Genomic DNA, 26,927 nt, shown 5'->3' with positions numbered 1-26,927 from the left:
CTGCGCGGCACGCTCTCAGGCGCCCTCGCCCAGCCGCAGCTCCAGCCGGCCGATCGCGGCCCACACCCCGTCGCCGTACCCGTCGTCGGCCAGGACGTCCGCGGCCTCGCGCGCCCGGCGCAGATGGCTGCGGGCGGCCTCGTCGCGGCCCAGCTTCACATAGTCGGCGGCAAGATTGAGATGGAGCGAGGGATACAGCCCCCGCACACTCAGCGGAGCGCCCCGCTCCTCGGCCGCGGACAACGCCCTGAGGTCCCAGGCGAGTTCGTCGCCTGGGTCGTCCTGGGTGTCCGCGAGGTAGTGGGCCAGGGTGCAGCGGTGCAACGGGTCGCCGGCCTCGCCGATCTCCGCCCACAGGTCCAGGAAACGCCGCTGGGCCTCCTCGCGGTCACCGCCGTGGTGCAACATCACGACCTGCCCGATCCGCGTCAGCACGGCGTCCGGTGCCGCCTGCCCATGCTGCTCCGCCACGGTTGTCCTCCGGGCTTTCGACCGTTGTTTGATGCTGACGCTAAACGGCGCCGCGGGGATTCTCGGTCAGGCGGCGCCGTTGTGCCTTCGGCCGGTGGGCACCTGCGGGGCCATCGTGGCTGTTCGCGCCCGCGCGGCGGGGGCGCTCACCCGGCCCCGGAACATCAGCCCAGATTCGGGATCCGCCAGTCGATCGGCTCGTGCCCCTGCGCGGCGATCGCCTCGTTGATCTGGGTGAACGGGCGGGAGCCGAAGAACTTCTTCGCGGAGAGCGGCGAGGGGTGGGCGCCCTTGACCACCACGTGCCGGGTCTCGTCGATCAGCGGCAGCTTCTTCTGCGCGTAGTTGCCCCACAGCACGAAGACCGCCGGGTCGGGCCGCGAGGCCACCGCGCGGATCACCGCGTCCGTGAACTTCTCCCAGCCCTTGCCCTTGTGCGAGTTGGCCTCGCCGGCCCGGACCGTGAGGACCGCGTTGAGCAGCAGCACGCCCTGCCGGGCCCACGGCATCAGATAGCCGTTGTCCGGGACGGGCAGGCCCAGCTCCTGCTGCATCTCCTTGTAGATGTTCCTGAGGGAGGGCGGGGTCTTCACGCCGGGCCGGACCGAGAAGCACAGACCGTGGCCCTGGCCCTCGCCGTGGTACGGGTCCTGGCCGAGGACCAGGACCTTGACCTGTTCGTACGGCGTCGCGTCGAGCGCGGCGAAGACCTCCTCGCGCGGCGGGTAGACGGGACCGTTCGCCCGCTCCTCCTCGACGAACTCGGTCAGCTCCTTGAAGTAGGGCTGCTGCAGCTCGTCGCCCAGAACCCCGCGCCAGGACTCGGGCAGCATGGCGATGTCGGTCACGTCAACGTCCTCACGATGTGCGGTCACTTGCTGGTTTCAGAACCTACAGGCGACCACTGACAACAGGCACCCGAAGCCCGGCTCACCAGCTGGTCTTGCGGTGCAGCATCCACATCATCATGATCGTCGACGGGTCGAGGGCCTGCTCGCCGCCGGAGATGTCCTCGCTGGCGGCGATGAACTGCCGGCCCTGCCACAGCGGGATCAGCCGGGCGTCGTTCACCATGATCTGCTGGGCCTGCTCCACGTCCTTGACCGTCTGGGCGCGGTCGCTCTCCGCCCGGGAGTGGGGCAGCAGCTTGTCGGTGATCTCCTTGGCCGGGTACGGCGTACCGAGCGCGTTGTGCTCGCCGACGAACGGGGCGATGAAGTTGTCCGCGTCGGGGAAGTCCGGGAACCAGCCGCGGCCGAACACGGGGTACTCGCCGTTCTGGTAGCCGACCACATAGGTCTTCCACGGGCGGCTCTTGAGCGTGATCGTGAACAGCCCGGAGGCCTCCAGCTGCCGCTTCAGCTCCTGGAACATCAGCGCCGTCTCGGAGCCGTACCGGTCGGTGGTGTACCAGAGGGTGAGCGGCACGGGCTGGTGGACGCCCGCGTCGGAGAGGATCTTGCGGGCCTTGGGCACGCTCGGCTCGCCGTAGTCGTCGAAGAAGCCGGTGGCGTGTCCGGTCAGGCCCTTGGGGACCATCGAGTACAGCGGGTCGACCGTGTCCTTGTAGACCTTGTGCGCGATGGCGCCCCGGTCGACGATCTGGGCGACGGCCCTGCGTACGGCGGGCTGCTTGGCCCAGGGGTCCTTGGGGTTGAACACCAGGTAGCTGATGTCGGTGCCGGTGCCGTCGACCAGCTGGAGGTTGTTGTTGGTGTGCTGCTGGAGGGCGAGGATGTCTTCGGCGGCGAGGCCTCGGTAGGTGACGTCGATCTGCTTGTCCCGCAGCGCCTTGACCATGCCGGCCGAGTCCTGGAAGTAGCGGATGGTCACCGCGTCGTTCTGGCGCCTGGCGAAGCCATGGTAGTTGCCGTTGCTGACGAGGACGGCCTGCTTGTCCTCCTCGTAGGACTTGAGCTCGTACGGTCCGGAGCCGTAGACCTGGTCGTCCTTGCGCAGGGAGCCGGCCGGGTAGTCGTCCGGGTCGACGATCGACATCGCGGGCGTGGCCAGCACGAACGGGAAGGTGGCGTCGGGCTGGTTGAGGTGGAAGACGACCTCGCGGTCGCCGAGCGCCTGCACCCGGTCCAGGCTGCCGAGCAGTCCGGCGGGGCCGCCGGGGGCGTTGATCGTGCGGATGCGGTCGATGGAGTGCTTGACGGCCTGGGCGTTGAGCGGGGCACCGTCGGCGAACTTCATGCCCGAGCGCAGCGTGCAGCGGTAGGTGCGGCTCGAGGAGTCGGTGAACGAGCAGCTCTCGGCGGCGTCGGGCTGGGGGGTGGTGGCGCCGTTGGGGTAGGCGAGCAGGGTCTGGAAGATGTTGCGGTACAGCTCCCAGGAGCCGTCCCAGGCACCGGCGGGGTCCAGCGTGCTGGGGGCGCTGGTGGTGCCCACGACGATCGCGCCCTTGCCGCCGCCGTCGCCGGAGGACAGCAGGCTGCAGCCGGCCACCAGGGATATGGACGCGATCGCCGCGACTCTCCGCAGGAATCGGTTCCGGTTGAACACGCGCACGCTCCTCGATCTGCCATACCAAGGGTCGGCAGACGATACCGCAGCGTCCGGCCGCCTGGACCTCCCCGAAAACACGGCTTCTTGATCGATTTCGCGATGACGACGTTGTCAGTTCGCTGGGCGGATTCCCAGGGGTGTTCCGGGCGCCGATCCGTCCGAAAATCGGCGCCCGGGAGCTTGCTCAGCTCACGCCGGCATTGAGGAAGATCCCGCCGTCCACGACGAGCGTCTGACCGGTGACCCAGTCGGACTGCGCGGAGGTCAGGAAGGCGGCGGCCCCGCCGATGTCGGAGGGCACGCCGAGCCGGCCGAGGGGGTAGGCGGCGGCCGCCTCCTCCTCCCGGTTCTCGTACAGGGCCTGCGCGAACTTGGTCTTGACGACGGCCGGGGCGATCGCGTTGACCCGCACCTTCGGCGCGAACTCGTGCGCCAGCTGCTGGGTCAGGTTGATCATCGCGGCCTTGCTGACGCCGTAGGCACCGATGAACGGCGAGGGCGCGAGGCCCGCGACCGAGGCGATGTTGACGATCGCGCCGCCGTTGTCCTTCTGCCAGGCGTGCCAGGTCTTCTGGGCGAGGCCGAGCGCGGAGATCACGTTGGTCTCGAAGACCTTGCGGGCCACGTCCAGGTCCAGGTCCGCCATCGGGCCGAAGACCGGGTTGGTGCCCGCGTTGTTGATCAGGAAGTCGACGCGGCCGAAGGCCTCCATGGTGCGCTCGACGGCCTCGGCCTGGTGGCCGAGGTCGTGCGCCTTGCCGGCGACGCCTATGACCCGGTCCGAGCCGAGCCTCTCGACGGCCTCCTTCAGGGCGTCCTCGCCCCGGCCCGTGATGCACACGCGGTCGCCGCGGGCGATGAGCGCCTCGGCGATGCCGTAGCCGATGCCTCGGCTGGCGCCCGTGACGAGGGCGACCTTGCCCGAGAGCTCGGGGAGTTCAGTGGAAGTCATGTATCCGTTCCCTAGTTGAGCGGTCCGCCGGCGACGTACAGCACCTGGCCGGAGACGAAGCCGGCCGCCTCGCCGGTGAAGAAGGCGATGGCGTTGGCGATGTCCTCGGGTTCGCCGACGCGCTGCACCGGGATCTGGGTGGCGGCGGCCTTCTTGAAGTCGTCGAAGCCCATGCCCACCCGGTCGGCGGTGGCCTTGGTCATCTCGGTGGCGATGAAGCCGGGGGCGACGGCGTTGGCCGTGATGCCGAACTTGCCCAGCTCGATGGCGAGGGTCTTGGTGAAGCCCTGGAGGCCGGCCTTGGCGGCGGAGTAGTTGACCTGGCCGCGGTTGCCGAGCGCCGAGGAGGAGGAGAGGTTGACGATCCGGCCGAAGCCCGCGTCGACCATGTGCTTCTGCACGGCCTTGGTCATCAGGAAGGAACCGCGCAGGTGCACGTTCATGACCATGTCCCAGTCGGAGACGCTCATCTTGAACAGCAGGTTGTCGCGCAGCACGCCCGCGTTGTTGACCAGGATCGTCGGGGCGCCCAGCTCGTCGACGATCCGGGCGATGGCCGCCTCGACCTGCGCCTCGTCGGAGACGTCGGCGCCGACCGCGATCGCCTTGCCGCCCGCGGCGGTGATCTTCTCGACGGTGTCCTTGCAGGCGGCCTCGTCGAGATCGATCACGGCGACCGCGCGGCCCTCGGCGGCCAGTCGTACGGCGGTGGCGGCGCCGATGCCGCGCGCCGCGCCGGTGACTACCGCGACCCGCTGTTCAGTGGTGGACATTGCTGCTTCTCCTCGCCCTTGAGAGAACTGTCTGGCTCTTGAGGGAGCCCGTCTGATGCGGTGAGCGACCGCTTAGTACCTTCAGTACAGGTGACGCTAGAAGCCCTGGCACCCGGTGTCAACGGCAACCGGACGCGTGTGATCCATCACCGCACCAAGAGGTCCAGCAAGCGCTCCGTCTCGGCCGCCGGGTCGGCGGTCAGGCCAGTGTGCACCGGTCCGGGCTGGACGACGGTGGAGCGGGGCGCGATCAGCCAGCGGAAGCGGCGCCCGGCGTCGTCGCGCGCCGCCTGCCCGGCCTCCTCGCCGCCGGCGCAGTGCCGCTCGATCGCGCCGAGCGCGGCCCGGATCCCGGCCACGTCGGCCTCCGGGTCCAGGGCGAGCAGCCGGGCCTCGTCCAGATGGGTACGGGCGCCGACGTAGGCCTGCGCGCGGCTGTAGACGAGCACGCCCGCGTTGATGCACTCGCCGCGCTCCACGCGCGGTACGACCCGCAGCAGCGCGTACTCGAACACGTCCCGGTCGCCGCCCTGGCCCGCCCGGGTGATGTGCCGCTCGGTCACGTGGCCGGCCATGTGGATGTGCCGCTCGCTCACTTGGTCCCCTCGATGCCGTCGATGCGCTCGTGGATGACGGCCGCCCGGGCCAGCAGGGGCCGCGCATAGGCCCGGCGCAGGTCGTCCGGGGTGTCGGAGCCGGGCTCGTCGGCGAGCCAGGCGTCGGGGATCTCGGCGGTGACCTCGGCGAGCAGGTCCTCGGTGACCCGGGGGGCCAGCTCGGCCGCGGCGGCGGTGACGTCCGGGGCGAAGCGGGCGAGGGCGTGCTCGCCGGCGTCGTAGGGACGGGCCGCGGAGGTCTCGGCGGAGGGCCAGTTGTGCTGCCAGATCATCGTCGCGCCGTGGTCGATGAGCCACAGCCCGCCGTGGTGCACGAGGAGGTTGGGGTTGCGCCAGGACCGGTCCACGTTGTTGATCAGCGCGTCGAACCAGACGATCCGGCCGGCCTCGGCGGGGCTCACCGGGAAGGCGAGCGGGTCGTAGCCGAGGGCGCCGGAGAGGAAGTCCATGCCGAGGTTGCTGCCGCCGCTGGACCGGAGCAGGTCCTGCACCTGCTGCTCGGGCTCGCCGAGGCCGAGGACGGAGTCCAGGCGGACGGTGACCAGGCGGGGCATCCGGAATCCGAGGCGGCGGGCGAGTTCGCCGCACACCACCTCGGCGACCAGTGTCTTGCGGCCCTGTCCGGCACCGGTGAACTTGATGACGTAGGTCCCGAAGTCGTCGGCCTCGACGAGCCCCGGCAGCGAGCCCCCCTCACGCAGGGGCGTGATGTAGCGGGTCGCGGTGACTTCCTTGAGCATCGCCCCAGGTTACTGGGGTGCGGCCGGCAACTCGGCGGCGTGGGGCCCACAGGAAGCCGACAGCTGTGGCTTACGGTCGCCTCATGCCCGGACGGCAAGGATCTGGATGCCCGTCTGAACGGGTGGCGCCCGGGCGCCGTACCCCTGGACGGATCACGAGAAACTCCGCGGAAGGGAACCCACATGACCAGCGCATCGCCCCAGCCGGCAACCGGACCCGGACGCCGTACCGTCGTGGTGGCGGCCGGAGCGGCGGGGCTCGCCGCCGCGCTGACCGCCTGCGGTTCTGGCGACAACTCATCCGACACGGGCAACAGCGGGTCCGGGTCCTCCGGAACGGCAGGCACGACCGGCTCCACCGGCTCCACGGGAGCGTCGCAGAACAGCGGCGGCTCCGCCGGCGGTACCGCGCTCGCCAAGACCTCCGACATCCCCGAGGGCGGCGGCAAGATCTTCAAGGACCAGGGCGTGGTGGTCACCCAGCCGACGGCGGGCACGTTCAAGGCGTTCTCGTCCAAGTGCACCCATCAGGGGTGCGCGGTCGGCAGCGTGGCGAACGGCGTGATCGTCTGCCCGTGTCACCAGAGCCATTTCTCCGCCGTCGACGGCAGTGTGAAGCAGGGGCCCGCGACCCAGCCGCTGCCCGCCCAGAAGATCACGGTCTCGGGCGAGGACATCAAGCTGGCCTGAGCCGTATCAGGCGCGCTCGCGCGGCCGTTTGAGACAGCCGAGCACCTCGTCGGTGGTCGCGACCGTGGCGACCAGCGCGAGGGTGTGCCGGATCATCGCGGGGGTGTAGTCGGCGGGCACCCCGGCGATGGCGTCCGTCGGGACGACGGCGGTGTAGCCGAGGTTGACCGCGTCGAACACCGCGTTGGGTATCGCCACGTTGGCGGAGACACCGGTGACGATCAGCGTGCGGCAGCCGAGGTTGCGGAGCAGGGCGTCGACGTCGGTGCCGTGGACCGGGGACAGGCCGTGCAGCCGGCGTACGACGAAATCCTCCTCGGCGACCTCGATCGGCGGCGCGACCCGTACCGCCGTGCTGCCGCTCAGCTGCTGTACGGGGAGCCGTTCGGCGGCCCTGAACAGCCGGGCGTTGCGGCTCGCGCCCCGGCCGTCCGGGCGGCGCTCGGCGATCGCGTGGACGACCTGGACGCCGGTGTCGTGGGCGGCGGCGACCAGCCGGGCAACATTGCGCAGCGCACCGGAGGAGTGGGCCTCACGGGCGAGTTCGGGCAGGGCGCTGTCCGGGCCGACGACCCCCTGCTGGCACTCCACGGTGAGCAGGACGGTGCTCACGGGGTCGAGGAGTTCGCTGAGTTGTTGGTACGACGGCATGGCGCGCTCCCTTGAAGACGGCCCGTTCGACGACGACCCATTTTCTTTTCTGACGTGATGTCAGAGGATCACCAGGACACCATAGTTCTCTGGCACGACGTGGGAGAAGAGGGGGCCGCATGACCGTCACTCAGCAGCGCCGGGGCCGGAAGATCATGATGACGCCCGGCGAGCTGGACGAGTTCCTCACCAGTCAGCGCACCTGCCGGGTCGCGACCGTCTCGGCGGACGGCACTCCGCATGTCAGCGCGCTGTGGTTCGCCTGGGACGGCATCTCGCTGTGGCTGTACTCGGTGGTGCGCAGCAGGCGCTGGACGCAGCTGCGGCGCGATCCGCGGGTGGCCGTCGTGGTCGACTCGGGCGAGGAGTACGACCAGTTGCGCGGGGTCGAGCTGTCCGGCCGGGTGGAGTTCGTGGGCGAGATGCCGCGCACCGGGGAGCTGTGCGCGGAACTCGACACGCCGGAGACTCTGTTCGCGCGGAAGAACTTCGGCCTGGACGAGATGCCGCACGACGGCCGGCACGCCTGGGTCCGGCTGACGCCGGAGAAGATCGTGTCCTGGGACTTCCGGAAACTGGGGTCGCCGTAGGCCTCAGCCGACCTTGCGCGCGGCGGCGCGCAGCGCCTCCACCGCCGCCCGGATCGACGGGCGGCGGTCCGCGTCCGCCCGCCACACCACGTACACGTGCCGGCGCACCCGCTGCTTGAGCGGTACGAGGACCACGCCGGCCGGGACCGGGTGCCGGCCCAGCAGCGGCGCGATGCACACACCCAACCCGGAGGCGACCAGGCCGAGTTGGGTGTGGGTCTCGCCGGCGCGGTGGCCGACGATCGGCTCGACGCCCTTGGACCGCAGGGTGAACATCAGCCACTCGTGGCAGAACTCGCCCTCGCCCCAGGTGATCCACTCGTCCTCGGCGAACTCGGTGAGATCCACCTCGTCCCGGCCCGCGAGCCGGTGCCCGACCGGCATGGCGACATCGGCCGGGTCGTCCAGCAGGGGCGCCTTGACCAGGCCCTCCGGCACGGGCATCGGCTTGTTGTACCAGTCCAGGACGACCGCGAGATCGAGGTCGCCGCGGACGACACCGGCGATGCCCCGCTCCGGCTCCAGCTCGCTGGAGCGCACGCGCAGCCCGGGATGCTCGGCCCGCAGCGCGCCGAGCGCCGCCGGGAAGAGTCCGCGGGCGGCGGTCGGGAACGCCGACAGCCGCAGTTCGCCGACGACCTGCCCGCGATGCGCCTCCAGATCGGACTCGGCCAGCTCGACCTGCGACAGGATGCGAGCCGCGTGCTCCGACAGCAGCCGTCCGGCATCCGTGAGCCGCACCCCCCGGCCGTTCTTGGCCAGCAGCTGCTGACCGAGCTCACGCTCCAGCTTGCCCAGCTGCTGGGAGACGGCGGACGTGGTGACGTGCAGCGCGTCCGCGGCCGCGCTGACCGAGCCGTGCCGGGCGAGGGCGTCCAGGGTGCGCAGGCGCTCCAGATTCAACATGTAAGGAATTCTAAGATATACACGGTGAGAAATCTCGATTGTGCTACGAGGTTGCCTCCTGCATCGTTGAGGGCATGAGCAGCACGGTCACCACAGCCCGCACCCAGTCCCCCGTCTCCGCCCGCACCCGCCCGCGCCTCGACTGGCGGCTGCGCTTCGGCGCCCTGTCCCTGATCTGGGGCTTCAGCTTTCTGCTGATCAAGGTGGGCACCCAGGGGTACGCGCCGTTCCAGGTCACCCTCGGACGTCTGCTGTTCGGTACGGCGGTACTGGCGGCGGCGATGGCGGTCAAGCGGGAGAAGCTGCCGCGCGGCGCCCGGCTGTGGGGTCACATGGCGGTCGCCGCGTTCTTCCTGAACGCCCTGCCGTTCTCCCTCTTCGCCTACTCCGAACTGACCATCCCGTCCACCCTGGCCGGCATCTGCAACGCCACGTCGCCCCTGTGGGGCATGGCCCTGTCCCTGGTCGCCCTCTCCGAGGACCGGCCGACCCGGGTCCGCGTGGCCGGGCTGGGCCTCGGCTTCCTCGGGGTGCTGACGGTGCTCGGGGCCTGGCAGGGCTTCCACGGGCTGGATGCCACGGGTACGGCGATGGCGCTGCTGGCGTCGCTGAGCTACCCGGTCGGCTGGATCTACGTCCGGCGGACACTGGCGGGTACGGGCAACTCCCATCTGTCGATGACGGGGGCGCAGCTGATGCTTGCGGCGCTTCAACTGGCCGTGGTGACGCCGCTGTTCACCGGTTTCCCCGCACATTTCTCGCTCGTTCCGCTGCTCGCGATCGCCGCACTGGGGGCGTTGGGCACGGGGCTGGCGGTGCTGATCCAGTACGGGTTGGTTGCTGAAGTCGGGCCTACCACCGCGCAGATGGTCACGTACTTCATTCCGGTCATCGCCACGGGTGCCGGCGTCGCGATTCTCGGGGAGTCGCTGCGGTGGACCACCCCGGTGGGGGCGGTCGTCGTTCTCGCGGGGGCCGCGCTCACCCAGGTGCGGCGCAAGAGCGCGTAGCGCTCACGCGGGTGCGGCGGGTAAGCGCCCAAGGGGCTGGGTCGTGAGGGTGCGTGCGCGAGCGCCGGTCCGTTGTGGCTTGCCGCGCCGTTCCCCGCGCCCCTTGTTCGCTTGCCGCTAGCCATAGACGCGCGCCGGAGACGGTCGTACCGCTGCCGCCACCGCGTCCGCCAGGGGGGCGATGTCCGCCGCCGTGAGCGTCGAGATCGTGATGCGGATCGCCGGGCCGCTGTTCAGGCGGAAGCGGGCGCCGGGAGCGACCGCCCAGCCCGACTGCAGGAGGCGGGCCACCGCGCCGGTCTCGTCGGGGACCGGCACCCATACGTTCATGCCGCTGCGGCCGTGGCTGCCGACGCCGCGTTCCGCCAGCGCGTCGACCAGCGCGTCCCTGCGGGCCCCGTACGCCCTGGCCACCGCCACCCGGTCCACCGCGCCCTCGGTCCACAGCCGGACCAGGGCGCGCTGCGGCAGCAGGCTCACCCAGCCCGGGCCCAGCCGCTGGCGGCCCTGCACCCGGTCGATGGTGACCGGGTCGCCGGCGAGGATCGCCACGCGCAGATCGGGGCCGTAGGCCTTGGATGCGGAGCGGACCACGGCCCAGTGGCCGGTGGTGCCCGCGAGAGGGTGCAGCGGGAGGTCGACGATGCCGTGGCCGTGGTCGTCCTCGATCACCAGGGTCTGCGGGTGCTCGCGCAGAACCGCGCGCAGGGCACGCGCGCGCGTGGCGGTCACCGAGGCGCCGGTCGGGTTCTGCGCCCGGTCGGTGACGATCAGGGCGCGGGCCCCGGACTGCAGGGCGCGGCGCAGGCCGTCGGGGCGCGGTCCGTCGTCGTCCATGCCGACCGGGAGCGTGCGCAGGCCCAGCGCGGGGACCAGGTCGAGGGCGCTGCCCCAGCCGGGGTCCTCGACGGCGACCGCGTCGCCCGGTCTGAGGTGTGCGGCGAGGATGCGCTCGATGGCGTCCAGGGAGCCGGACGTCACGGTCAGCGGTCCCTCCGGGACGCCGTCGGCGTCGAATTCGGCGCGGGCGATGCGGACGAGGTCCGGGTCGACCGGGTCGTCGCCGTAGAGGACGGGCCGCCGGTCACCCTCCTCCGCCGCCGCGGCGAAGGCCGGGGCGAGCCGGGGCAACAGGGTGGGGTCGGGGTTGCCGGAGGCCAGGTCGCGGCCCCCGGCGGGAACCTGCACACGCAGTTCCTCGCGGCCGGTGGTGGCCGGCCTGGGCCGGATGCGGCTGCCCCTGCGGCCGGCCGTCTCGATCACTCCGCGCTCGCGCAGGGTGCGGTAGGCGGCCGCGACGGTATTGGGATTCACGCCCAGCCGGACGGCCAACTCCCGCATGGGCGGCAGGGGTTGCCCCGGCCGCAGCTCACCGGTACCGACCGCACGCTCGACGCTGGCCGCGATCTCGGCTGCGCCGCGCCCTTCGATGGGATACTCTCCTAGCACAAAGAACATTATGCACTAGTGCAATATCGGTCAAGTGCAACACCGATCACCACAGCTCGCCATTGCCCGCCACGGAGGGACCGCCATGCAGGGGACGACCGAAACCGAGGCCGCCGCCTACACCCCGACCGACCGCACCGTGCCCACGCGCTCCATGGACCGGTCGTCGTACGACAAGGAGCTGGTGCACGCGATACTCGACGAGGGGTACGTCTGCCACCTCGGCTTCGTCCGCGACGGCGCCCCGGTGGTGCTGCCGACGCTGTACGGCCGCGTCGGCGAGCGTCTCTACGTGCACGGATCCACCGGTTCCCGTCCGCTGCGGATGAGCGGCGAGACCGACCCTGGCCTGCCGGTGTGCCTGACGGTCACCCACGTGGACGGCCTGGTGCTGGCCCGCTCCGCCTTCCACCACTCCATCAACTACCGCTCCGTGGTGGTGCACGGCATCGCGCGCCAGGTCACCGACCCCGAGGAGCGGCGGATGGCCCTGGACGCGCTGGTGAACCACGTCGTCCCGGGCCGGGCCGCCGACTCCCGGCCCGCGAACAAGAAGGAGCTGGCCGCCACCGCGGTGATCCGGCTGGACCTGGACGAGGTCTCGGCCAAGCTCCGCACCGGCGACGCGAACGACGACCCGGAGGACCTCGCCCTGCCGCACTGGGCCGGCGTCCTCCCGCTCCAGAAGGGCTACGGCGCCCCCGTCCCCAACGCCGACCTGGCGCCGGGCGTCGAGCTGCCGGACTACCTGAAGGCCCGGTAGCACCCGGAGCGGCCGAGAAGGCCGCAGGACCCGGCGGCGCCGGACTGGCCGACGCCGCTGCGGGGTGGAGCCCTCACTCCGGAGCCATCACACCGGAGCCATCACACCGGAGCCATCACACCGGAGCCGTCACACCGGGACCGACTCCCGGCGGCCGGCCCCGCGGGCCTCGCTCGCGGCCAGGCCCGCGACGGCGCCGAGCAGGAGCAGGGTGCCGGCCGCCGTGGTCGCCGTCAGCCGCTCGCCGAGCAGGACGACGGCGAGCACGGCCGCGGTCACCGGCTCCAGCAGCATGATCACGGAGACGGTGGCGGACCGTACGACGGCTGCCCCGGCGAAGTACAGGGCGTACGCGAGCGCCGTGGGCACGGCGGCGATGTAGAGCACGAGCCACAGCAGCCGGGCCGGGTGGGCGGTGTGCGGCAGCAGGCCCTCGTGCAACGCGAACGGCAGCAGGCACAGGCCGGTCACCGCGAAGGCCCCGACGGTGGTGTCGGAGGCGTCGGCGCCGCCGCCCTTCCCCCGCCACCGGGTCAGCAGGGTCATGGCGCTGTAGCCCGCGGCCGAGACGAGCGCCAGGAACACACCCGCCGGGCGCACGGTCGCGGCCGAGCCGCCGAAGGTCAGCACGGCCAGCCCGGCGAGCGCCCCGGCGACGGCCAGCGCCCCGCCGGCGCCCAGCCGTTCCCCGAGCAGCAGCCGGGCGCCGAGCGCGATGAGGACGGGGCCGGCGCCGAGGGTGACGACGGTGGCCACGGCCAGCCCGGTCGACTCCACGGCGGCGAAGTAGGCGGTCTGGAACACCGCCAGACCCAGGCCGGTGGCGAGGACCCGGCCGGCCCCGCGGACCAGGGGTTCGGCGGCGGCCGGGCGGACGCGCGGGCGCAGTCCCCGTCCGGCGAGCAGCAGCACGAGGCCCAGCGCGCAGCGCCAGAAGGACAGCCCGAAGGCGCCCATGTCACTGGTCCGGTAGACCAGGCCGGCGGCGGCGCCGGCGGTGCCCCAGGCGGCACCGGTGATGATCAGATAGAGCAGGCCACGCCCGACGGGCAGGCCAGAAGCGGCGTTCGACGTCGTCAAGGGATTCTCTCCGCAGAAACGCACCCGGGGGTGCGGAAGTTCGAAGGCGGCCCGCTTCAGCGGGGCGCGCGGACTTCATCTGCGGGCAGCACCGTCCGGCCCGGCGCAGTGCGCCGGGCGGGTGTCCCGGAGGCCCGCCTCAGGCGGCCGGGGGCGGAAGAACGAGCGTGGACGGCATGACCGGCACCTTAGGCGGACGTACGGTGCTCGGACAACTCCCGTTCCGGGGCGCCCACGGCCACCGGCTCGGCGGACCCCTTGGCGGGGGCCGAGGACTGGGCGATGAACGCGCCGACCAGGACGACCGCTCCGCCGGCGACCTGGGGCGCCGACAGGTGCTCGCCGAGCAGCACCCACGCCAGCACGGTCGCGATGACCGCCTCCAGGCAGGCCACGACCCCGGCGACCTGCGGCGACAGCCGCCGCACGGACAGCACACCGGTGACGTAGGCGACGACGGTGGCGATGAGCACGATCCAGCCCAGCAGCGCGAGGGCCGGTACGGCCGTGCCGTTCATGTGCGCCGAGCCGGTCAGCACCGACCAGCGCATGTTCCAGGGGCGTGCGACGACCGTCAGGACGAGGGCGCCGACGAGCAGTCCGTAGGCGATGACGCCGAGCGGGTCCGGTGCCTGGTCACCCGCGTCACCGCCGTGGTCGGCCAGGACGAAGTAGCCGACCTGGCAGCAGGCCGCGCCGAGCGCGAACAGCAGGCCCAGGGCGTCGAAGCTCAGCCCCGACCAGACCTCCACCACGCAGGCGAGACCGCCGGCCGCGAGGACCACGCCGAGCGCGGCGGCGCGCGTCACAGGCCGCCGCTGCACGAACCGCACCCAACCCAGCACCAGCGCGGGCGCCAGGTACTCGATGAGCAGCGCCACGCCCACCGGGATGCGGGAGAGCGCGGCGAAGTAGCAGGCCTGGACACCGGCGACGGCGAGCAGTCCGAACCCGGCGAGCAGCGCGGGCCGGCGGCGCAGCAGCGCGCGGTGCCGTACGGCGACGGGCAGCATGACGACGGCGGCGCCGGTCACCCGCAGCCAGACCACGTGGAGCGGGTCGAGACCCGCCTCGATCAGCGGCTTGGCGGCCACTCCCGACCCGCCGAAGGCCAGCGCCGAGGCGAGCGCGAGACCGATTCCGACGCCCTTGCCACGGCTGCCCTGACTGCTCTCCCACGTATGCACCGGCACATGATGGCAGGCGGCGACAGCAGCGTCACCCCCGTTGACACCTGTCTCAGGGGCTGGACGTGGGACGCCGTCAGCGGCGTACGCCTCGGCGTCGATAGGGATCCGGGCGCGCATGCCTGGATGCGGGCACCCCTGCGGGCCGGGCTCGCTCCCCGCGTCACAGCTCGCGGACGCCGGCGCCCTCCGCGCAGTCCTGCGTACCCCGTTGGACCGCGGTGTTCAGCTCGCGGATGCCGGCGCGTTCGAGGACCTCGACGGCCCGGGATCCCGGGTCCGCGGTGAGCGCGGCGAGGAGGTCGATGCCGGTGACACGGGGTTCGCCGCGCAGGCGGGCGCGCTCGTGGGCGTCGTCCATGGCGGCGGCCGCGGCGGGCGACCAGCCGGGGGCGTCCCGGGAGTCCCGGGCGCCGGGGACGGCAACGGCCGCGACGACGGCGAGCGCGCCCGAGTCCTCGACGCTGCCCTGCCAGCGCAGTCCGTAGCCGATGCTGCGCTGCACGAGGTAGCCGAGCAGCCGGGCGAGTTGCGGCGGGCCGCCGACGGCGGCGCGGACCTCGGGGTCGTGCTCCAGGAGGGAGTGCAGCAGATGGGCGGTGTCGATCTGCCGGTCCCCGTCCCGGACGGCCCTGCGGCGGGCACCGGCGACCACCGCTGCCAGCTCTGCGCCGAGCGCGGCATCGTCGTCCATGTGCGCAACCGCCTGGTCATCGGCGGTCCGGTGGGCTGTACGGGGGTGCACATCCCCTACCCCATCAGCCTCAGCGGGCCGAGGCATCCGCGGGCGGAACCATCTTCGCGTCCCACACAGAGTGGACATCCCCGTTCGACATCTCATCCTTACGGAGGAGATTTCCACGGATCCGGCCCCGGACGAGCGCGCCACCCTCTACGCTCCCGCATTTCTGACGGTTCATCAGTATTGAATGTTCAAGCCCCTGCGGCTACGTTCCGCGACACCGTAGCCCGCTACGCCCGATCCGAAGGGGTGGTCGCATGGCCGAAGTCAGCGCGGAGGCACGCATCCAGGCACCGGCCGAGAAGGTGTGGGCCCAGCTCACCGACTGGCCGTCGTACGGGGAGTGGAACGCCACCCACACCAGTTTCCCGAAGGGCGGCCCCGAGTCCCTGGCCGTGGGCGGGACGTTCCAGGAGAACATGAAGCTGATGGGCTTTCCGGCCGAGGTCGACTGGACCATCGAGGAACTGGAGCCGGCGCGGGTGTTCGCCATCCGCGGCAAGGGCCCGATGGCGGTGACGGTCGCCACCCGCTACACCCTGACCCCCGACGGCGACGCCACGTCCGTCCGCATCGACGGCGAGTTCACCGGCGCCGCGGTGTCGCTGATGGCGGGCAAGCTGAAGGACTCGGCGACGGCCGCGCTGAACGAGTCGCTGCGCAAGCTGGCCGGTCTGGTCGCCTGAGCCGGGGCGGGCCCGGCACGCGAAGGCGCCCCGCGCGGCTCACCGCGCGGGGCGCCTTCACCGCCGCGGGCCTCAGTGCTCGTCGGCGAGGATCAGGTACAGCTTCTTGCGGGCCTCGTTGATGACGGCCAGCGCCTTCTCCCGCTGCTCCTTGCTGCCGGTCTTCCAGACCTGACCGAAGGCCTCCATCAGACCGAAGCCGGCCTGGCGGATCTCACCGAGGGCTTCCCAGTCGACCCCGCGCGAGGCTTCCTCCCAGGGGGCCTCCGGGCCCTCGTCGGCGGTGGAGCGCCCGTCCTCGGTGAGGGCGAACAGCTTCTTGCCGCCTTCGCTCTCACTGGCGATCAGACCCTCGTCCTCCAGCAGCTGGAGCGTGGGGTATACCGAGCCGGGGCTGGGCTTCCACGCGCCGCCGCTGCGTTCGGCGATCTCCTGGATCATTTCGTAGCCGTGCATGGGGCGGTCCTTGAGCAGGGCCAGGATCGAGGCCCGTACGTCACCGCGCCGTGCCCGTCCCCTCGGCCCGCCTCGCCCCCGGGGTCCCCAGGGACCGGGCCCGAAACCGGGCCCGCCGGGGCCGAACCCCGGACCACCCGGACCGAAGGGTCCGAAGGCTGCCCGTCGCTGGTCGAAGCCGCCCATACCCCGCTGACCGGGGCCGTCGCAGCCATGTCCACGCTCGTATCCGTGGGTACGCATCGCGATCACTCCATTCCATCGCTGATCTGTCACGTATGCATCGCGTATCGTTCGCGATACCTCAACGATATATCGGAACCGATCGGATGACAAGGCTCTTCTCGACAGTGGGCCTGCCGTGGCCGTCAGGCCTGGTCAGCCGCCCGCAGCGGGCAGCCGGTGCCCACGCGGGAGGTCAGGTCCGCGCGGAGGGCGGTCAGTTCGGCCATGCGCTCGTCGATGACGCGGATCTTGTCCTCGAACAGGGCCGACAGCGCCTCGGCGCTGTCCGGGGCGTCCCGCAGTTCCTCGCCGTGCCGGGCGATCTCGGCGAGGGTGAAGCCGAGCGCCTGGGCGGTGCGGACGTAGCGCAGCCAGATCACGGTCTCCGGCGGGAAGTCGCGGTACCCGTTGGGCAGTCGGTCGCCGTCGAGCAGGCCGATCTTCTCGTAGAAGCGCAGGGTGTCCTTCGACAGCCCGGTACACGCGGCCAGTTCCCCGATGCGCACGACTCCCCCGCCGATAGGCCGACTTGACCTTGGAGCGTACTCCGCTGTCTAGCGTGGGCGGCGCCCGAGCGAACCCTCTTCAGGAGCCCCCCAATGCCCCCTGCTGCCCCCGCCTATCTGCGCCTCGTCCGGACGAGCGGCTGGTACGACCTGATCGTCACGGCCGGTTTCGCGACGCCCTGGACCTACGCCCTGGTGCACCGCCTGCTCTCGGCCGCGGGCGGCGCTGCCGGTCTCGGCACCATGCCCGCGCTCACCCCCATGCAGACCCTGTACGCCAACCTCATGGGCTCGGTCGTGCTGGTCTGGTCCGTCCTGCGCGTCGTACGCCCCCTTCCCCTGCACGGCCTCCTCGACGGCACCGCCCGCGTCCTGTTCTCCCTCTGGCAGGCGTACGCGCTGGCGCACGGCGGACCCGGGGTGCTGTGGCCGTTCCTCGTGCTGGAGGTCTCCTTCGGCGTCGCCCAACTCGCCCCGTGGACACGGGTGCGGGCCGCCACCGTGCGGGAAACGTGCCAGGACTCGTGAATTGGCCTTGGGCCGGTGTGCTGCGCAGCCGCTAGCGTCGCGTCATGCGCATTCGAATCGTGGACGCCTTCACCGACCGCCCCTTCGCCGGCAACCCGGCCGGAGTCCTGCTCCTCGACGACGTCTTCCCGGACGACGACTGGGTCCAGAACGTCGCCATGGAGGTCAACCACGCCGAGACGGCGTTCGCCCACCCGCTGCCCGAGGGCGGCGAGGCGGACTGGGCGCTGCGCTGGTTCACGCCCGTCGCCGAGGTCGCCATGTGCGGGCACGCCACCCTCGCCACCGCCCACGTCCTGCACACGACCGGAGCGCACGAGGGCCCGGTGCGGTTCGCCACCCGCAGCGGTGTACTCATCGCCACGCCCGCCGCGGACGGCTCGATCACCCTCGACTTCCCGACGGCCCCGCTGACCGGGACCGAGGTCCCGGACGGGGTCGCCACGGCGCTCGGCGCGCAGCCGGTCGCCGCCTTCGACACCGGCCCGAACGTCGGCGACCTGCTGCTGGAACTGGCCGACGAGAAGACCGTCCTCGGCCTCGCGCCGGACCACAAGGCCCTCGGCGCCTACTCCTCGCGCGGCATCATCGCCACCGCCCGCGCCGAGGACCCCTCCCGCGGCTACGACTTCGTCTCCCGCTGCTTCTTCCCGAACGTCGGCATCGACGAGGACCCGGTCACCGGCAGCGCCCACACCGCGCTCGCCCCGCACTGGTCCGGGCGCCTGGGCCGCGACGACCTCACCGGGCTGCAGGCCTCCCGCCGTACCGGCCTGGTCCGCACCGGGCTGCGCGGCGAGCGCACCCTGCTCACCGGCCGCGCGGTCACGGTCATCGAGGGCGAGCTGCGGGCCTGAGCATCCGGTCCGCCGGTCCTCAGGCCGTCGGCAGCCAGCCCACCTTGCCCGCGAGGAGGGCGTAGCCGACGAACGCGCCGATGTCGAGCAGGGAGTGCGCGACGACCAGCGGACCGACCCGCCCCCAGCGGCGGTACAGGTACACGAACACCACGCCCATGACCATGTTGCCGAGGAAGCCACCGATGCCCTGGTAGAGGTGGTACGAACCGCGCAGGACCGCGCTGGCGACCAGTGCGGTCCCCGGGGTCCAGCCCAACTGGCGCAGCCTGCGCAGCAGATAGCCGACGACGATGACCTCTTCGAGGACGGCGTTCTGCATGGCGGACAGGATCAGCACCGGGTACTTCCACCACACGTTGGGCAGCGCCTCGGGTACGACCGTGAGGTTGAAGCCGAGGCCGCGGGCGGCCAGGTAGAAGGCGATGCCGGTACTGCCGATCACGGCCGCGATGCCCGCCCCGCGGCCCAGGTCGGGCCAGGGGCGGGTGCGGTCGAAGCCCAGGGTGCGCAGGCTCCTTCCCTCGCGCAGCAGGAAGTGGGCGACCAGGGCGACGGGGACCAGTGCGGTGGCGATGCCGAACAGCTGCCAGGCCAGGTCCAGCCAGGGGCGGCCGGGTGCGGCCGAGGCGTTGAGGGTGGCCGCCTGGCTCTTCAGGCCGCCCGGCTTGGTGACCGAGCCGATGAAGCTGATCAGTGCGGAGACCCCGCTCGCCCCGAGCGAGAGCCCCAGGACGAGCAGCGTCTCGTCCCGCAGGATCCGCCGCGGGTCGCGCTCCCGCACCCCGGAATCGGCCACCGAGTCAGCCTCCACCTGCACCCCTGCCTCCAGCCGGCTCATGGGCCCCTCGGCCCACCTCTGCCTGGCAAGGATCGCAGAAGGCCCCTCATCCCAGAGGAACCGGCTCAGGCAGCCCCACCGGCCACGTATGCACCGGCTCCCCCACATGCATCAGCTCGGCATACCTCCGCGTCGTAGCCGCCAGCGCCGCCGCGCGGGTCAGCCCCTGCTCGAGGGCGCGATGGAACGTGGCCGCCTGCCAGGCCGCCCCGTTCACCCGGCGCCGGCAGCGCTCCTCGATGACGCCCAGGTACAGGTCGCGGTCGGCCGCCTCCACACCCCACGCGTCCAGCCCGGCCGAGGCCAGCGGCAGCAGTTCGTCGCGGACCAGGGTGACCGCGTCGACCTCGACCGTGCCGCCGTAGCGCCCCCGCCGGGGCCATACGAACCGCGCGTCGATGCCGTACCGGCACGCGGCGTCGAAGTTGGCCTCGGCCACGGCGAACGGCAGCCGGGTCCACACCGGCCTCGGTTCCTCGGCGAGGGCGCGGACCAGGCCGTAGTAGAAGGCCGCGTTGGCGATCACATCGGTGATGGTCGGCCCGGCCGGCAGCACCCGGTTCTCCACCCTGAGGTGCGGGACACCGTCGGCGATGCCGTACACCGGCCGGTTCCAGCGGTAGATCGTGCCGTTGTGCAGCACCAGTTCGGCGAGTCCGGGCGTGCCGCCCGCCGCGATGACCTCCAGCGGCTCCTCGGCGTCGCAGATGGGCAGCAGGGCGGGGAAGTAGCGCAGGTTCTCCTCGAACAGGTCGTACGCGGAGGCGATCCACCGCTCGCCGAACCAGGTCCGCGGCCGTACGCCCTGGGCCTGGAGTTCGGGCGGGCGGGTGTCGGTGGACTGCAGGAACAGCGGGGGCCGGGACTCGCGCCACAGCTCGTGACCGAACAGGAACGGCGAGTTGGCGCCGACGGCGATCTGCGCGGCGGTCGCCACCTGCGCCGCGTTCCACACGTCCGCGAACCGTGCCGGGGTGACCTGGAGGTGCAGTTGTACGGACGTGCACGCGGCCTCGGGGACGATCGACTTGGAGGTGCACACGAGGTGCTCCACGCCCTCGATGTCGAGCCGGAAGTCCTCGCCGCGCGCGGCCACGATCTGTTCGTTGAGCAAGGTGTAGCGGTCGACCTCGGAGAGGTTGGAGGAGACCATGTCGTCACGGTCGAGCGTGGGCAGGATGCCGATCATGACGATGCCGGCGCCGTCCACCTCACCGGCTTTCCGGTCGGCGTACGCCAGCGAGGTGCGCAGTTCCTCGGCGAGCCGGTCGAAAACCCGGCCGCCCAAGCGGTGTGGGGCGATGTTGACTTCCAGGTTGAACATGGCGAGTTCTGTTTGGAAATCGCGGCTCGCGATGCGCTCCAGCACCTGCCCGTTCAGCATTTTCGGCATACCGTCAGGCCCCGCGAGATTCAATTCGATCTCGACGCCCATGAGGTTCTTGGGACGGTCGAATCGCTTCTCGCGCAGCAGCCGCTCCAGTCCCGTGAGGCACTTCTGGAGCTTTTCACGGTAGCGCTGGCGATCGGACAGGTCGAACTGCCCTGCCACGACCTTCTCCCCCATCGAAGTGTCCCTCCTCGGATGGGCGGGCCGACGGTCCGGCCGCCGGGCTCCCGGTCAGTGGGGGGATGATGCCCAACGGAAGCGATCGATAACGTCCCGCGCGAGCCCGGCGCCCGCTACTCTGTCGGAATGTTCCCGCGGGCACATTCGCGGGGCATGGACCGATCCGCATCCTCGGGTGCCCCGAACACCTCGTGAAAAACGCCGACGACATTCGGCCGACCGCTACCGGCGCGTATTACGAGGTCAGCGGCCGAGCACCGGTCAGGGAATCGGGCGGAGCCCCGCAAATCGACGGCGCATTACCGACTTGCGCGACTTCCCGAAATCGGATAGACGAAACAACGGCCGAACAGGCGTCGTATAAACTTCGCCCACAAGGCAGAAGGGTGACGCCCTCGGTCCTGGTTCCTGCCGTGTTTCAGGCCGTCCCGGAGACGGGCGGCAGACCGAGCCGCACCCATGTTCACCGACCCGGGCCCCCAACCCTTCCGGCCTTCAGTGAGCAGACAGCGCCGTCCGCCCCACCCCTCCTCACGCCGCCACGCCTGTCGAACGAGAGAGGCGACCCACATGCCGCTGCACGTGCCCCCTGCCCCCGCGCCTGCCCTGCGCTCCGTCCTCACCGCCCTCGGTTCCCCCACCGCGGTCCGTGAGGCCCGTACCCCTTCCCTGCGCGCCGCGCAGGGCCCGACGACACCCGAACTCCCGCTGCCCGTGCATGTGCTGGACCGGATCACCGCGCGGGGCCTGTCCGCGACGCGGCTGGCCGGCTGGCGCTTCCTGATCCGCTGCGGCGACCGGTCGGTGGCCGCGGCCGACACCATGCTCACCCCGGACGGCTGGGCCTTCTCGCACTTCTTCGAGGGCCCGTACGTCACCTCCACCGAGCGCGCCCTGCAGCAGGCCGAGGCGCTGCAACAGCCGTACCAGGCGCGACTGCTGTCCGTGCCCGGCCTGTACATGCTCACCCTGTGGCTGCACGGGGACACCACCGCCGACGGCGCCGAGGGGCATCCGGCCGGCACCGATCTGCTCGTCCCGCTCGCGCCGGCCCCGCCCGGCATCCCGGCGTACCGCCTGTTCCGGGTCACCGAGTTGCTTCCGGTGCTGACCTCGCGCGCCACGCCCCTGCCGCTGCTCGGGCCGCCCGTGCTGGGCTCGCCCGCCTGACCTGCCCCGCCCGCGTGCCCCGCTTACCCGCAAGGGAGGCGGGGTACGACCATGTCAGGGGCCTGGCCTGCACGGACTAGCCCGATCCGGCCACTGCGAACCATCCGAAGGGACAGTGCACTTGGACTGAACCGTCCGCGCGGGTGACGCGTCATGAACCTGTGAGAAGCGGTGCTGCGAAATCCCTGCGGAATGACGCCCAGAGGGCAACACTGGGTTCCGACCGACTTATCACCACGGGGGAACGGCCATGACCACGACAGAGCGAGAGATCCCACCCATGTGCCAGCACCAGCCGCCGTGTCCGCCAGCCGAGTCCGCCGACCGGGAGTCCGCCCGTCTCGTGGCGCACCACCCGGAGCAGGGTTGGAGTCTGCTGTGCAACGGCGTCCTGCTGTTCGAGGACACCGGTGAGCTGCTGCCCGACGGCCGCATCATCGCCCCGCACCGCCCACTCGGTGCGGACCAGGTGATGACCGCCGCCTGAGCGGCACACGAGCGAGTTGAGGGGCCGGCCGCACCCATCCGGTGCGCACCGGCCCCGATGTGTGTCCGGGGACGGCTACGGTCGGTAGCCGGCGTTCAGCCCTTGGTGGCGTCCAGCAGGCCCATGGAACCCGGCAGCGGGAACAGCGGCGGCGCGGCCTCCGCGCAGAGGAAGCCGCCGCCCGGCTGGTCGAATCGCCCGTGCGGGAGTGGGATGGAAGGAAGCAAGGGCCTTGCAGGGCGGGCACGTCCGCGCGCGAGACACCCGGCGTCGCCCGCGAGGAACGGTGGAGTGATGTCCGGTTACGACGCCTCGGCGGCCCCTCGGGTGGTGGTCGGTGTGAGCGGCTCCCTGGGCAGCGTCACGGCCCTGCGGCGGGCCATCGCGCTGGCCCGCCGCCTCGGAGCCGAACTGTGGCCCGTGCTGGCCTGGGAGCCGCCGGGCGGTGACCCCGCCGCGCGCCGCTCTCCCGCCGCCGGTCCGGTGGCCGAGGACTGGCAGCGGCTGGCCGGACAGCGGCTGGCCGCGGTGCTCGAGGAGATATTCGGCGGGAACGCCCCCGGTGTGCCGATGCACGCCGTCGTCGTCCGCGGCGCCCCCGGCCCGGCGCTGGTGGCGACCGCGGACCGCGAGGACGACGTCCTGGTCGTGGGCGCCGGCCGGCGTGGACTGCAGCGCGCCTTCTCGGGCCGGGTCTCCCGGCACTGCCTGGCGCACGCGGTCTGCCCGGTGCTCGCGGTGCCCCCGTCCCCTCTGGAGTCGGAACTGCTGTCCGTCCACCGCCGCAACACCTGGCATCTGCGCATGGACATCCGGGGCTTGTGAAGGCGCGAAGTCCCGGCTCCCCGCCCCCGCCGGCGTCGCGTCAAGAACGGCCCGTCCGCCGTCAGGGCACCGTCAAAGTGCGCGACGGCCGTGCTCCGGCGGGGCCGGAGCTGTCTACCGTCCTGGACATGAGGCATGGCGACCACACCCGCACCCGGTGCACGGGCTCGCACCCGGCCGGCACCGCCGGAGTGGTGTACGACCGCGAGTGGGCGGCGGACGCGCGCACGTCGCTCCGCTGCGCCGGTGTCCTGCTCGCTCTGCTGCTGTTCATCGACTGGGCGGCCGGCACCCTGACCTGGTGGCGCGGTGCCCTGTGGGTGGGTATCGCGCTGCTCCTGTTCCTCGTTCTGTTCCCGGTGCGGGTGTCGGCCGGCACGGGCTGGCTGGCCACGCGCCGGCTGCTGCGCCCCCGCCGGGTCCGCACCGATCTGCTGATCGCGGTGCGCCCGCTGGACGGCGTCGCCCAGCGCCTGGTGCTGCGCGACGCCCTCGGCGACCGGGTCGAGATCGACCCCGAGGTGCTGCTCCGCAATCCGGACCTCTGGCACCTGCTCGACGAGGGCGCCCGGGTGTCCGAGGCGGCCGGCACCCTGCTGTGCGGTACGACCGCCCTGCACCGCCTCGCCCGGCGCGTCGACCGTGAGACGGCCCTGGGCGTGTTCCGGGCCTCCGGCATGGAGTGAGGTGATGCGTCCGGCGCCCTGAGAACATGACACTCGGTGGTCGCCCCGGGGTCGATCGTGCGGCAACTGACCCGAACGGCCGTGCGCCCGGCGCACCTCTCCGGCCTCCCCTTCCTGATGCGGCTCTGCTGCTACCGCGCCATTCTTAACGCAAGATTGACGCCTCCCGACCCTGGATCCGTGGGCCCAGGCGTCACTCTCCGCTTACGCTGGTGCCGCCGTCCGCGGGATGGCCGGAAAGAGCTGAGCCGCACACAGGAGCCCACCGATGGCCACGACCGAGCACGCCCCTCCCAGTCGCCTGCGGAACTGGATGCTGGAGGGGCTGTCCGACATGGGCAAGCACGGTGGACACACCGGGCCCCACGCCGAACCGGAGCCCCCGCACAAGGGCCAGCGCTGGTGGCGCGTGATGTGCCTGACCGGTGTCGACTACTTCTCGACCCTGGGCTACCAGCCGGGCATCGCGGCCCTGGCGGCCGGACTGCTGGGGCCGATCGCGACCATCGTCCTCGTCATCGTCACCCTGGCCGGCGCGCTTCCGGTGTACCGCCGGGTCGCCGAGGAGAGCCCGCACGGCGAGGGCTCCATCTCGATGCTGGAGCGGCTGCTGTCGTTCTGGCAGGGCAAGCTGTTCGTGCTCACCCTGCTGGGCTTCGCGGCCACCGACTTCCTCATCACCATCACGCTGTCGGCCGCCGACGCCTCCACCCACCTGGTCGAGAACCCTCATCTGACCAGCACCCTGCACGGCCACCAGATGGTGATCACGCTCTTCCTGGTGGCGCTGCTCGGCGCGGTGTTCCTCAAGGGCTTCCTCGAGGCGATCGGCGTGGCGACGGCACTGGTCGGCGTCTACCTCGCGCTGAACGTCGTCGTCGTGATCGTCGGCCTCTACCACGTGATCACCGCCGGCCATGTGATCACCGACTGGTCCAACGCGCTGACCGTGCAGCACGGCAACATCTTCGTCATGATCGGCCTGGCGCTGATCGTGTTCCCCAAACTCGCGCTCGGCCTCTCCGGCTTCGAGACCGGCGTCGCCGTCATGCCGCACGTGCAGGGCGACCCGGACGACACCGAGGAGAAGCCGACCGGTCGGATCCGGGACACCAAGAAGCTGCTCACCACGGCCGCGATCATCATGAGCGCGTTCCTGATCGCCACCAGCTTCATCACCACGCTGCTCATCCCGGAGAACGAGTTCAAGACCGGCGGCCAGGCCAACGGCCGCGCGCTCGCCTACCTCGCGCACGAGTACCTCGGCGGCGCCTTCGGCACGGTCTACGACATCTCGACCATCGCGATCCTGTGGTTCGCCGGCGCCTCCGCCATGGCCGGTCTGCTCAACCTCATGCCGCGCTATCTGCCCCGCTACGGCATGGCCCCGCACTGGGCCCGTGCGGTGCGCCCCATGGTGATCGTCTTCACGCTCATCGCCTTCCTGGTCACCTGGCTCTTCGACGCCAACGTCGACGCCCAGGGCGGCGCCTACGCCACCGGTGTGCTGGTCCTCATCAGTTCCGCGGCGATCGCGGTGACCATCGCGGCGCGCAAGGCCGGACAGCGCAAGTGGGCCATCGGGTTCGGCGTGATCTCGGCGGTGTTCCTCTACACGACCGTCGTGAACGTGATCGAGCGCCCGGACGGTGTGAAGATCGGTGCCTGCTTCATCGCGGGCATCATCCTGGTCTCGTTCCTGTCCCGGCTGGCCCGTGCCTTCGAACTGCGCGTGACCAGCGTGACTCTCGACCCGATGGCGGAACGATTCATCCGGGACATGGCCAGCCGCAAGATGCGGTTCATCGCCAACGAGCCCGGCCACCGGGACAAGGCCGAGTACCGCGACAAGATCGAGCAGATCCGCGCCGACAACGATATGCCGGAGCAGGAGGACTTCGTCTTCGTCGAGGTCACGGTCACCGACCCCTCCGAGTTCGAGGCGGAGCTGACCGTGCGCGGCGAGGTCCTGCACGACCGCTACCGGGTGCTGACCCTGGAGTCCGCCTCCATCTCCAATGCCCTGGCGGCCCTTCTCCTGCACGCCCGGGACATGACGGGCTGCACCCCGCACATCTACTTCGAGTGGACCGAGGGCAACCCCTTCGCCAACTTCCTGCGCTTCTTCCTCTTCGGCCAGGGCGAGGTCGCCCCGGTCACCCGCGAGGTCCTGCGCGAGGCGGAACCGAACCGCGTACGCCGCCCGCGGGTGCACACCGGCTGAGACCGGGCGGACCCGGCAGCGGCAGGCAGGCCGACGAGAGCGGCCTACCTGCCCAACCACCGCCGGGGCGGCCGTACTTCCAGCCGTCCCATGCTGAGCCGGCCGTGTATCTCCACGCGGAGCACGGCCGGCGCGCCCGGATCGCAGGCCGACAGCATCTTGGTCTTGCCGTAGCCCATCACCAGCGAGTCGGCGTCCACGAGCACGCCGGGCCGGGTGAGCAGCCGCAGGGTGCCGCCGCGCATGTCCAGGTCGATGCGGAGGCTGTCGTGCCTGATCACGGCGCTGGAGAAGTCCAGGGTCACATGGCCCCAGACCGAGACGATCTCCATCCGGCGCGGCACCGCCCAACCGCCCTCGCGCACCGCCGACGCGCCCTGCTGCTCGATCCGCACGACGTCCTTGGCCGCCGCGGCGCCCGCCTCCTCCGGCAGGTCGGCGGTGAGGGCCGCCAGCTCGCCGAGTGTGCGGGCGGACAGCGCGGCCGTCACGCGCTCGTCCAGTTCCTCGGGCGTGATCCGGCCGTCTCCCGCGGCGCCCGTCAGCGCCTCCACCACCCGGTCCCGGTCCGCGTGCGAGGCACGCAGTCCGGGCGGCATCTGCGTGTGCAGCAGCTCGGCCGCCATTCCCTCACCCCGATTCAGCACGTCCCCGCAGGGAACCGTCATCGCGCACTAACGTTATATCGCGTTATACCCAACGGCCAACCCCACGTCCGCGGTTCCCGGGTGGTG

At 71.6% G+C, this 26,927-nt stretch carries 31 protein-coding genes; 12 read left to right on the top strand and 19 right to left on the bottom strand.

Annotated features, from left to right (window positions below; genetic code table 11):
• Nucleotides 1-15: 15 nt before the first annotated feature.
• The 7 genes from BFF78_RS34955 to BFF78_RS34925 all read right to left on the bottom strand — a co-directional run bounded on the left by BFF78_RS34955 (nucleotide 16) and on the right by BFF78_RS34925 (nucleotide 6,064).
• Nucleotides 16-471, bottom strand: a complete 456-nt coding sequence (locus BFF78_RS34955) for a hypothetical protein (RefSeq protein ID WP_069782107.1) — start codon at nucleotides 469-471, stop codon at nucleotides 16-18.
• Nucleotides 472-635: 164 nt separating this feature from the next.
• Nucleotides 636-1,319 carry a uracil-DNA glycosylase gene (ung, locus tag BFF78_RS34950; RefSeq protein WP_069782106.1) on the bottom strand — a complete coding sequence of 228 codons (684 nt, stop codon included), beginning with the start codon at nucleotides 1,317-1,319 and terminating at the stop codon, nucleotides 636-638.
• A gap of 82 nt (nucleotides 1,320-1,401) precedes the next feature.
• Entirely contained in the window at nucleotides 1,402-2,979 is a 1,578-nt protein-coding gene (locus BFF78_RS34945) for an ABC transporter substrate-binding protein (protein ID WP_069782105.1), read from the bottom strand.
• Nucleotides 2,980-3,166: 187 nt separating this feature from the next.
• The gene (locus BFF78_RS34940; RefSeq protein ID WP_069782104.1) at nucleotides 3,167-3,934 is read right to left on the bottom strand and encodes an SDR family oxidoreductase; all 768 of its coding nucleotides are present in this window, start codon (nucleotides 3,932-3,934) and stop codon (nucleotides 3,167-3,169) included.
• An 11-nt stretch (nucleotides 3,935-3,945) separates the two neighbouring features.
• Nucleotides 3,946-4,707 (bottom strand): 3-oxoacyl-ACP reductase FabG, encoded by a 762-nt coding sequence (gene fabG, locus BFF78_RS34935; RefSeq protein ID WP_069782103.1) that lies wholly within the window; start codon nucleotides 4,705-4,707, stop codon nucleotides 3,946-3,948.
• 146 nt (nucleotides 4,708-4,853) lie between these two features.
• Nucleotides 4,854-5,303, bottom strand: coding sequence for a DUF3037 domain-containing protein (locus BFF78_RS34930; protein ID WP_069782102.1), 450 nt, complete (start codon nucleotides 5,301-5,303; stop codon nucleotides 4,854-4,856).
• A complete protein-coding gene (locus BFF78_RS34925; protein ID WP_069782101.1) occupies nucleotides 5,300-6,064 on the bottom strand; it encodes a HipA family kinase in 765 nt (254 codons plus the stop codon). The genes BFF78_RS34930 and BFF78_RS34925 overlap by 4 nt, the downstream gene beginning before the upstream one ends.
• Nucleotides 6,065-6,247: 183 nt before the next feature.
• Between BFF78_RS34925 and BFF78_RS34920 the strand changes: the two genes are divergently transcribed.
• On the top strand, nucleotides 6,248-6,754 hold the full coding sequence (locus BFF78_RS34920) for a Rieske (2Fe-2S) protein (protein WP_069782100.1): 507 nt from the start codon (nucleotides 6,248-6,250) through the stop codon (nucleotides 6,752-6,754).
• Between the two features lie 6 nt (nucleotides 6,755-6,760).
• Here BFF78_RS34920 and BFF78_RS34915 read toward each other — a convergent pair whose 3' ends face one another.
• Nucleotides 6,761-7,405: a cysteine hydrolase family protein gene (locus BFF78_RS34915; protein WP_069782099.1), complete on the bottom strand. Its 645-nt coding sequence runs from the start codon at nucleotides 7,403-7,405 to the stop codon at nucleotides 6,761-6,763.
• A 119-nt stretch (nucleotides 7,406-7,524) separates the two neighbouring features.
• Here BFF78_RS34915 and BFF78_RS34910 point away from each other — a divergent pair, with 119 nt between their 5' ends.
• The gene (locus tag BFF78_RS34910; RefSeq protein ID WP_069782098.1) at nucleotides 7,525-7,995 is read left to right on the top strand and encodes a pyridoxamine 5'-phosphate oxidase family protein; all 471 of its coding nucleotides are present in this window, start codon (nucleotides 7,525-7,527) and stop codon (nucleotides 7,993-7,995) included.
• A 3-nt stretch (nucleotides 7,996-7,998) separates the two neighbouring features.
• Here the strand turns inward: BFF78_RS34910 and BFF78_RS34905 are convergent, their stop codons facing one another.
• The gene (locus BFF78_RS34905; protein WP_069782097.1) at nucleotides 7,999-8,901 is read right to left on the bottom strand and encodes a LysR family transcriptional regulator; all 903 of its coding nucleotides are present in this window, start codon (nucleotides 8,899-8,901) and stop codon (nucleotides 7,999-8,001) included.
• Nucleotides 8,902-8,975: 74 nt separating this feature from the next.
• Between BFF78_RS34905 and BFF78_RS34900 the strand changes: the two genes are divergently transcribed.
• A complete protein-coding gene (locus tag BFF78_RS34900; RefSeq protein WP_193433598.1) occupies nucleotides 8,976-9,911 on the top strand; it encodes a DMT family transporter in 936 nt (311 codons plus the stop codon).
• Nucleotides 9,912-10,028: 117 nt separating this feature from the next.
• Here BFF78_RS34900 and BFF78_RS34895 read toward each other — a convergent pair whose 3' ends face one another.
• Nucleotides 10,029-11,360, bottom strand: coding sequence for an aminotransferase class I/II-fold pyridoxal phosphate-dependent enzyme (locus BFF78_RS34895; RefSeq protein ID WP_099055124.1), 1,332 nt, complete (start codon nucleotides 11,358-11,360; stop codon nucleotides 10,029-10,031).
• A gap of 85 nt (nucleotides 11,361-11,445) precedes the next feature.
• Here BFF78_RS34895 and BFF78_RS34890 point away from each other — a divergent pair, with 85 nt between their 5' ends.
• Nucleotides 11,446-12,123 (top strand): pyridoxamine 5'-phosphate oxidase family protein, encoded by a 678-nt coding sequence (locus BFF78_RS34890; RefSeq protein ID WP_069782095.1) that lies wholly within the window; start codon nucleotides 11,446-11,448, stop codon nucleotides 12,121-12,123.
• 129 nt (nucleotides 12,124-12,252) lie between these two features.
• Here BFF78_RS34890 and BFF78_RS34885 read toward each other — a convergent pair whose 3' ends face one another.
• From BFF78_RS34885 to BFF78_RS34875, 3 genes are all read right to left on the bottom strand, one after another.
• A complete protein-coding gene (locus BFF78_RS34885; protein WP_069782094.1) occupies nucleotides 12,253-13,203 on the bottom strand; it encodes a DMT family transporter in 951 nt (316 codons plus the stop codon).
• Nucleotides 13,204-13,391: 188 nt separating this feature from the next.
• The gene (locus BFF78_RS34880) at nucleotides 13,392-14,396 is read right to left on the bottom strand and encodes an EamA family transporter (RefSeq protein WP_069782093.1); all 1,005 of its coding nucleotides are present in this window, start codon (nucleotides 14,394-14,396) and stop codon (nucleotides 13,392-13,394) included.
• Between the two features lie 157 nt (nucleotides 14,397-14,553).
• Nucleotides 14,554-15,084 carry a Clp protease N-terminal domain-containing protein gene (locus BFF78_RS34875; protein WP_079161596.1) on the bottom strand — a complete coding sequence of 177 codons (531 nt, stop codon included), beginning with the start codon at nucleotides 15,082-15,084 and terminating at the stop codon, nucleotides 14,554-14,556.
• Nucleotides 15,085-15,389: 305 nt separating this feature from the next.
• On the opposite strand from BFF78_RS34875, the gene BFF78_RS34870 reads away from it, so the two are divergent.
• Nucleotides 15,390-15,818: a type II toxin-antitoxin system Rv0910 family toxin gene (locus BFF78_RS34870; protein WP_069782092.1), complete on the top strand. Its 429-nt coding sequence runs from the start codon at nucleotides 15,390-15,392 to the stop codon at nucleotides 15,816-15,818.
• 72 nt (nucleotides 15,819-15,890) lie between these two features.
• Here BFF78_RS34870 and BFF78_RS43945 read toward each other — a convergent pair whose 3' ends face one another.
• Nucleotides 15,891-16,517 (bottom strand): PadR family transcriptional regulator, encoded by a 627-nt coding sequence (locus BFF78_RS43945; protein WP_079161886.1) that lies wholly within the window; start codon nucleotides 16,515-16,517, stop codon nucleotides 15,891-15,893.
• Between the two features lie 125 nt (nucleotides 16,518-16,642).
• The gene (locus BFF78_RS34860) at nucleotides 16,643-17,005 is read right to left on the bottom strand and encodes a MerR family transcriptional regulator (protein ID WP_069782090.1); all 363 of its coding nucleotides are present in this window, start codon (nucleotides 17,003-17,005) and stop codon (nucleotides 16,643-16,645) included.
• 93 nt (nucleotides 17,006-17,098) lie between these two features.
• Between BFF78_RS34860 and BFF78_RS34855 the strand changes: the two genes are divergently transcribed.
• Nucleotides 17,099-17,533 (top strand): hypothetical protein, encoded by a 435-nt coding sequence (locus BFF78_RS34855; protein ID WP_069782089.1) that lies wholly within the window; start codon nucleotides 17,099-17,101, stop codon nucleotides 17,531-17,533.
• 44 nt (nucleotides 17,534-17,577) lie between these two features.
• Entirely contained in the window at nucleotides 17,578-18,390 is an 813-nt protein-coding gene (locus tag BFF78_RS34850; RefSeq protein ID WP_069782088.1) for a PhzF family phenazine biosynthesis protein, read from the top strand.
• 19 nt (nucleotides 18,391-18,409) lie between these two features.
• Here BFF78_RS34850 and BFF78_RS34845 read toward each other — a convergent pair whose 3' ends face one another.
• Nucleotides 18,410-19,210 (bottom strand): CPBP family intramembrane glutamic endopeptidase, encoded by an 801-nt coding sequence (locus BFF78_RS34845; protein ID WP_069783986.1) that lies wholly within the window; start codon nucleotides 19,208-19,210, stop codon nucleotides 18,410-18,412.
• A 67-nt stretch (nucleotides 19,211-19,277) separates the two neighbouring features.
• Nucleotides 19,278-20,798: a glutamate-cysteine ligase family protein gene (locus BFF78_RS34840; RefSeq protein ID WP_069782087.1), complete on the bottom strand. Its 1,521-nt coding sequence runs from the start codon at nucleotides 20,796-20,798 to the stop codon at nucleotides 19,278-19,280.
• Nucleotides 20,799-21,371: 573 nt separating this feature from the next.
• Here BFF78_RS34840 and BFF78_RS34835 point away from each other — a divergent pair.
• Nucleotides 21,372-21,971, top strand: coding sequence for a hypothetical protein (locus BFF78_RS34835; protein WP_069782086.1), 600 nt, complete (start codon nucleotides 21,372-21,374; stop codon nucleotides 21,969-21,971).
• A 280-nt stretch (nucleotides 21,972-22,251) separates the two neighbouring features.
• The gene (locus BFF78_RS34830; RefSeq protein WP_059248121.1) at nucleotides 22,252-22,458 is read left to right on the top strand and encodes a DUF5999 family protein; all 207 of its coding nucleotides are present in this window, start codon (nucleotides 22,252-22,254) and stop codon (nucleotides 22,456-22,458) included.
• A gap of 95 nt (nucleotides 22,459-22,553) precedes the next feature.
• Here the strand turns inward: BFF78_RS34830 and BFF78_RS49430 are convergent, their stop codons facing one another.
• A complete protein-coding gene (locus BFF78_RS49430) occupies nucleotides 22,554-22,685 on the bottom strand; it encodes a hypothetical protein (RefSeq protein ID WP_257786885.1) in 132 nt (43 codons plus the stop codon).
• Nucleotides 22,686-22,752: 67 nt separating this feature from the next.
• On the opposite strand from BFF78_RS49430, the gene BFF78_RS34825 reads away from it, so the two are divergent.
• From BFF78_RS34825 to BFF78_RS34815, 3 genes are all read left to right on the top strand, one after another.
• Complete coding sequence (locus BFF78_RS34825; protein ID WP_069782085.1) at nucleotides 22,753-23,283, top strand: universal stress protein; 531 nt, start codon at nucleotides 22,753-22,755, stop codon at nucleotides 23,281-23,283.
• A 128-nt stretch (nucleotides 23,284-23,411) separates the two neighbouring features.
• Complete coding sequence (locus BFF78_RS34820; RefSeq protein ID WP_069782084.1) at nucleotides 23,412-23,969, top strand: hypothetical protein; 558 nt, start codon at nucleotides 23,412-23,414, stop codon at nucleotides 23,967-23,969.
• Nucleotides 23,970-24,237: 268 nt separating this feature from the next.
• Nucleotides 24,238-26,193, top strand: coding sequence for an APC family permease (locus BFF78_RS34815; RefSeq protein ID WP_069782083.1), 1,956 nt, complete (start codon nucleotides 24,238-24,240; stop codon nucleotides 26,191-26,193).
• 44 nt (nucleotides 26,194-26,237) lie between these two features.
• Here the strand turns inward: BFF78_RS34815 and BFF78_RS34810 are convergent, their stop codons facing one another.
• Complete coding sequence (locus BFF78_RS34810) at nucleotides 26,238-26,819, bottom strand: DUF1707 SHOCT-like domain-containing protein (RefSeq protein ID WP_069782082.1); 582 nt, start codon at nucleotides 26,817-26,819, stop codon at nucleotides 26,238-26,240.
• Nucleotides 26,820-26,927 lie beyond the last annotated feature (108 nt).

Origin of the sequence: Streptomyces fodineus (assembly GCF_001735805.1) — a bacterium.
In the GTDB taxonomy this organism is placed as follows: Bacteria; Actinomycetota; Actinomycetes; order Streptomycetales; family Streptomycetaceae; genus Streptomyces; species Streptomyces fodineus.
The sequence above is the reverse complement of the archived record's forward strand: the minus strand, read 5'-3'. Positions and strand labels throughout refer to the sequence as shown.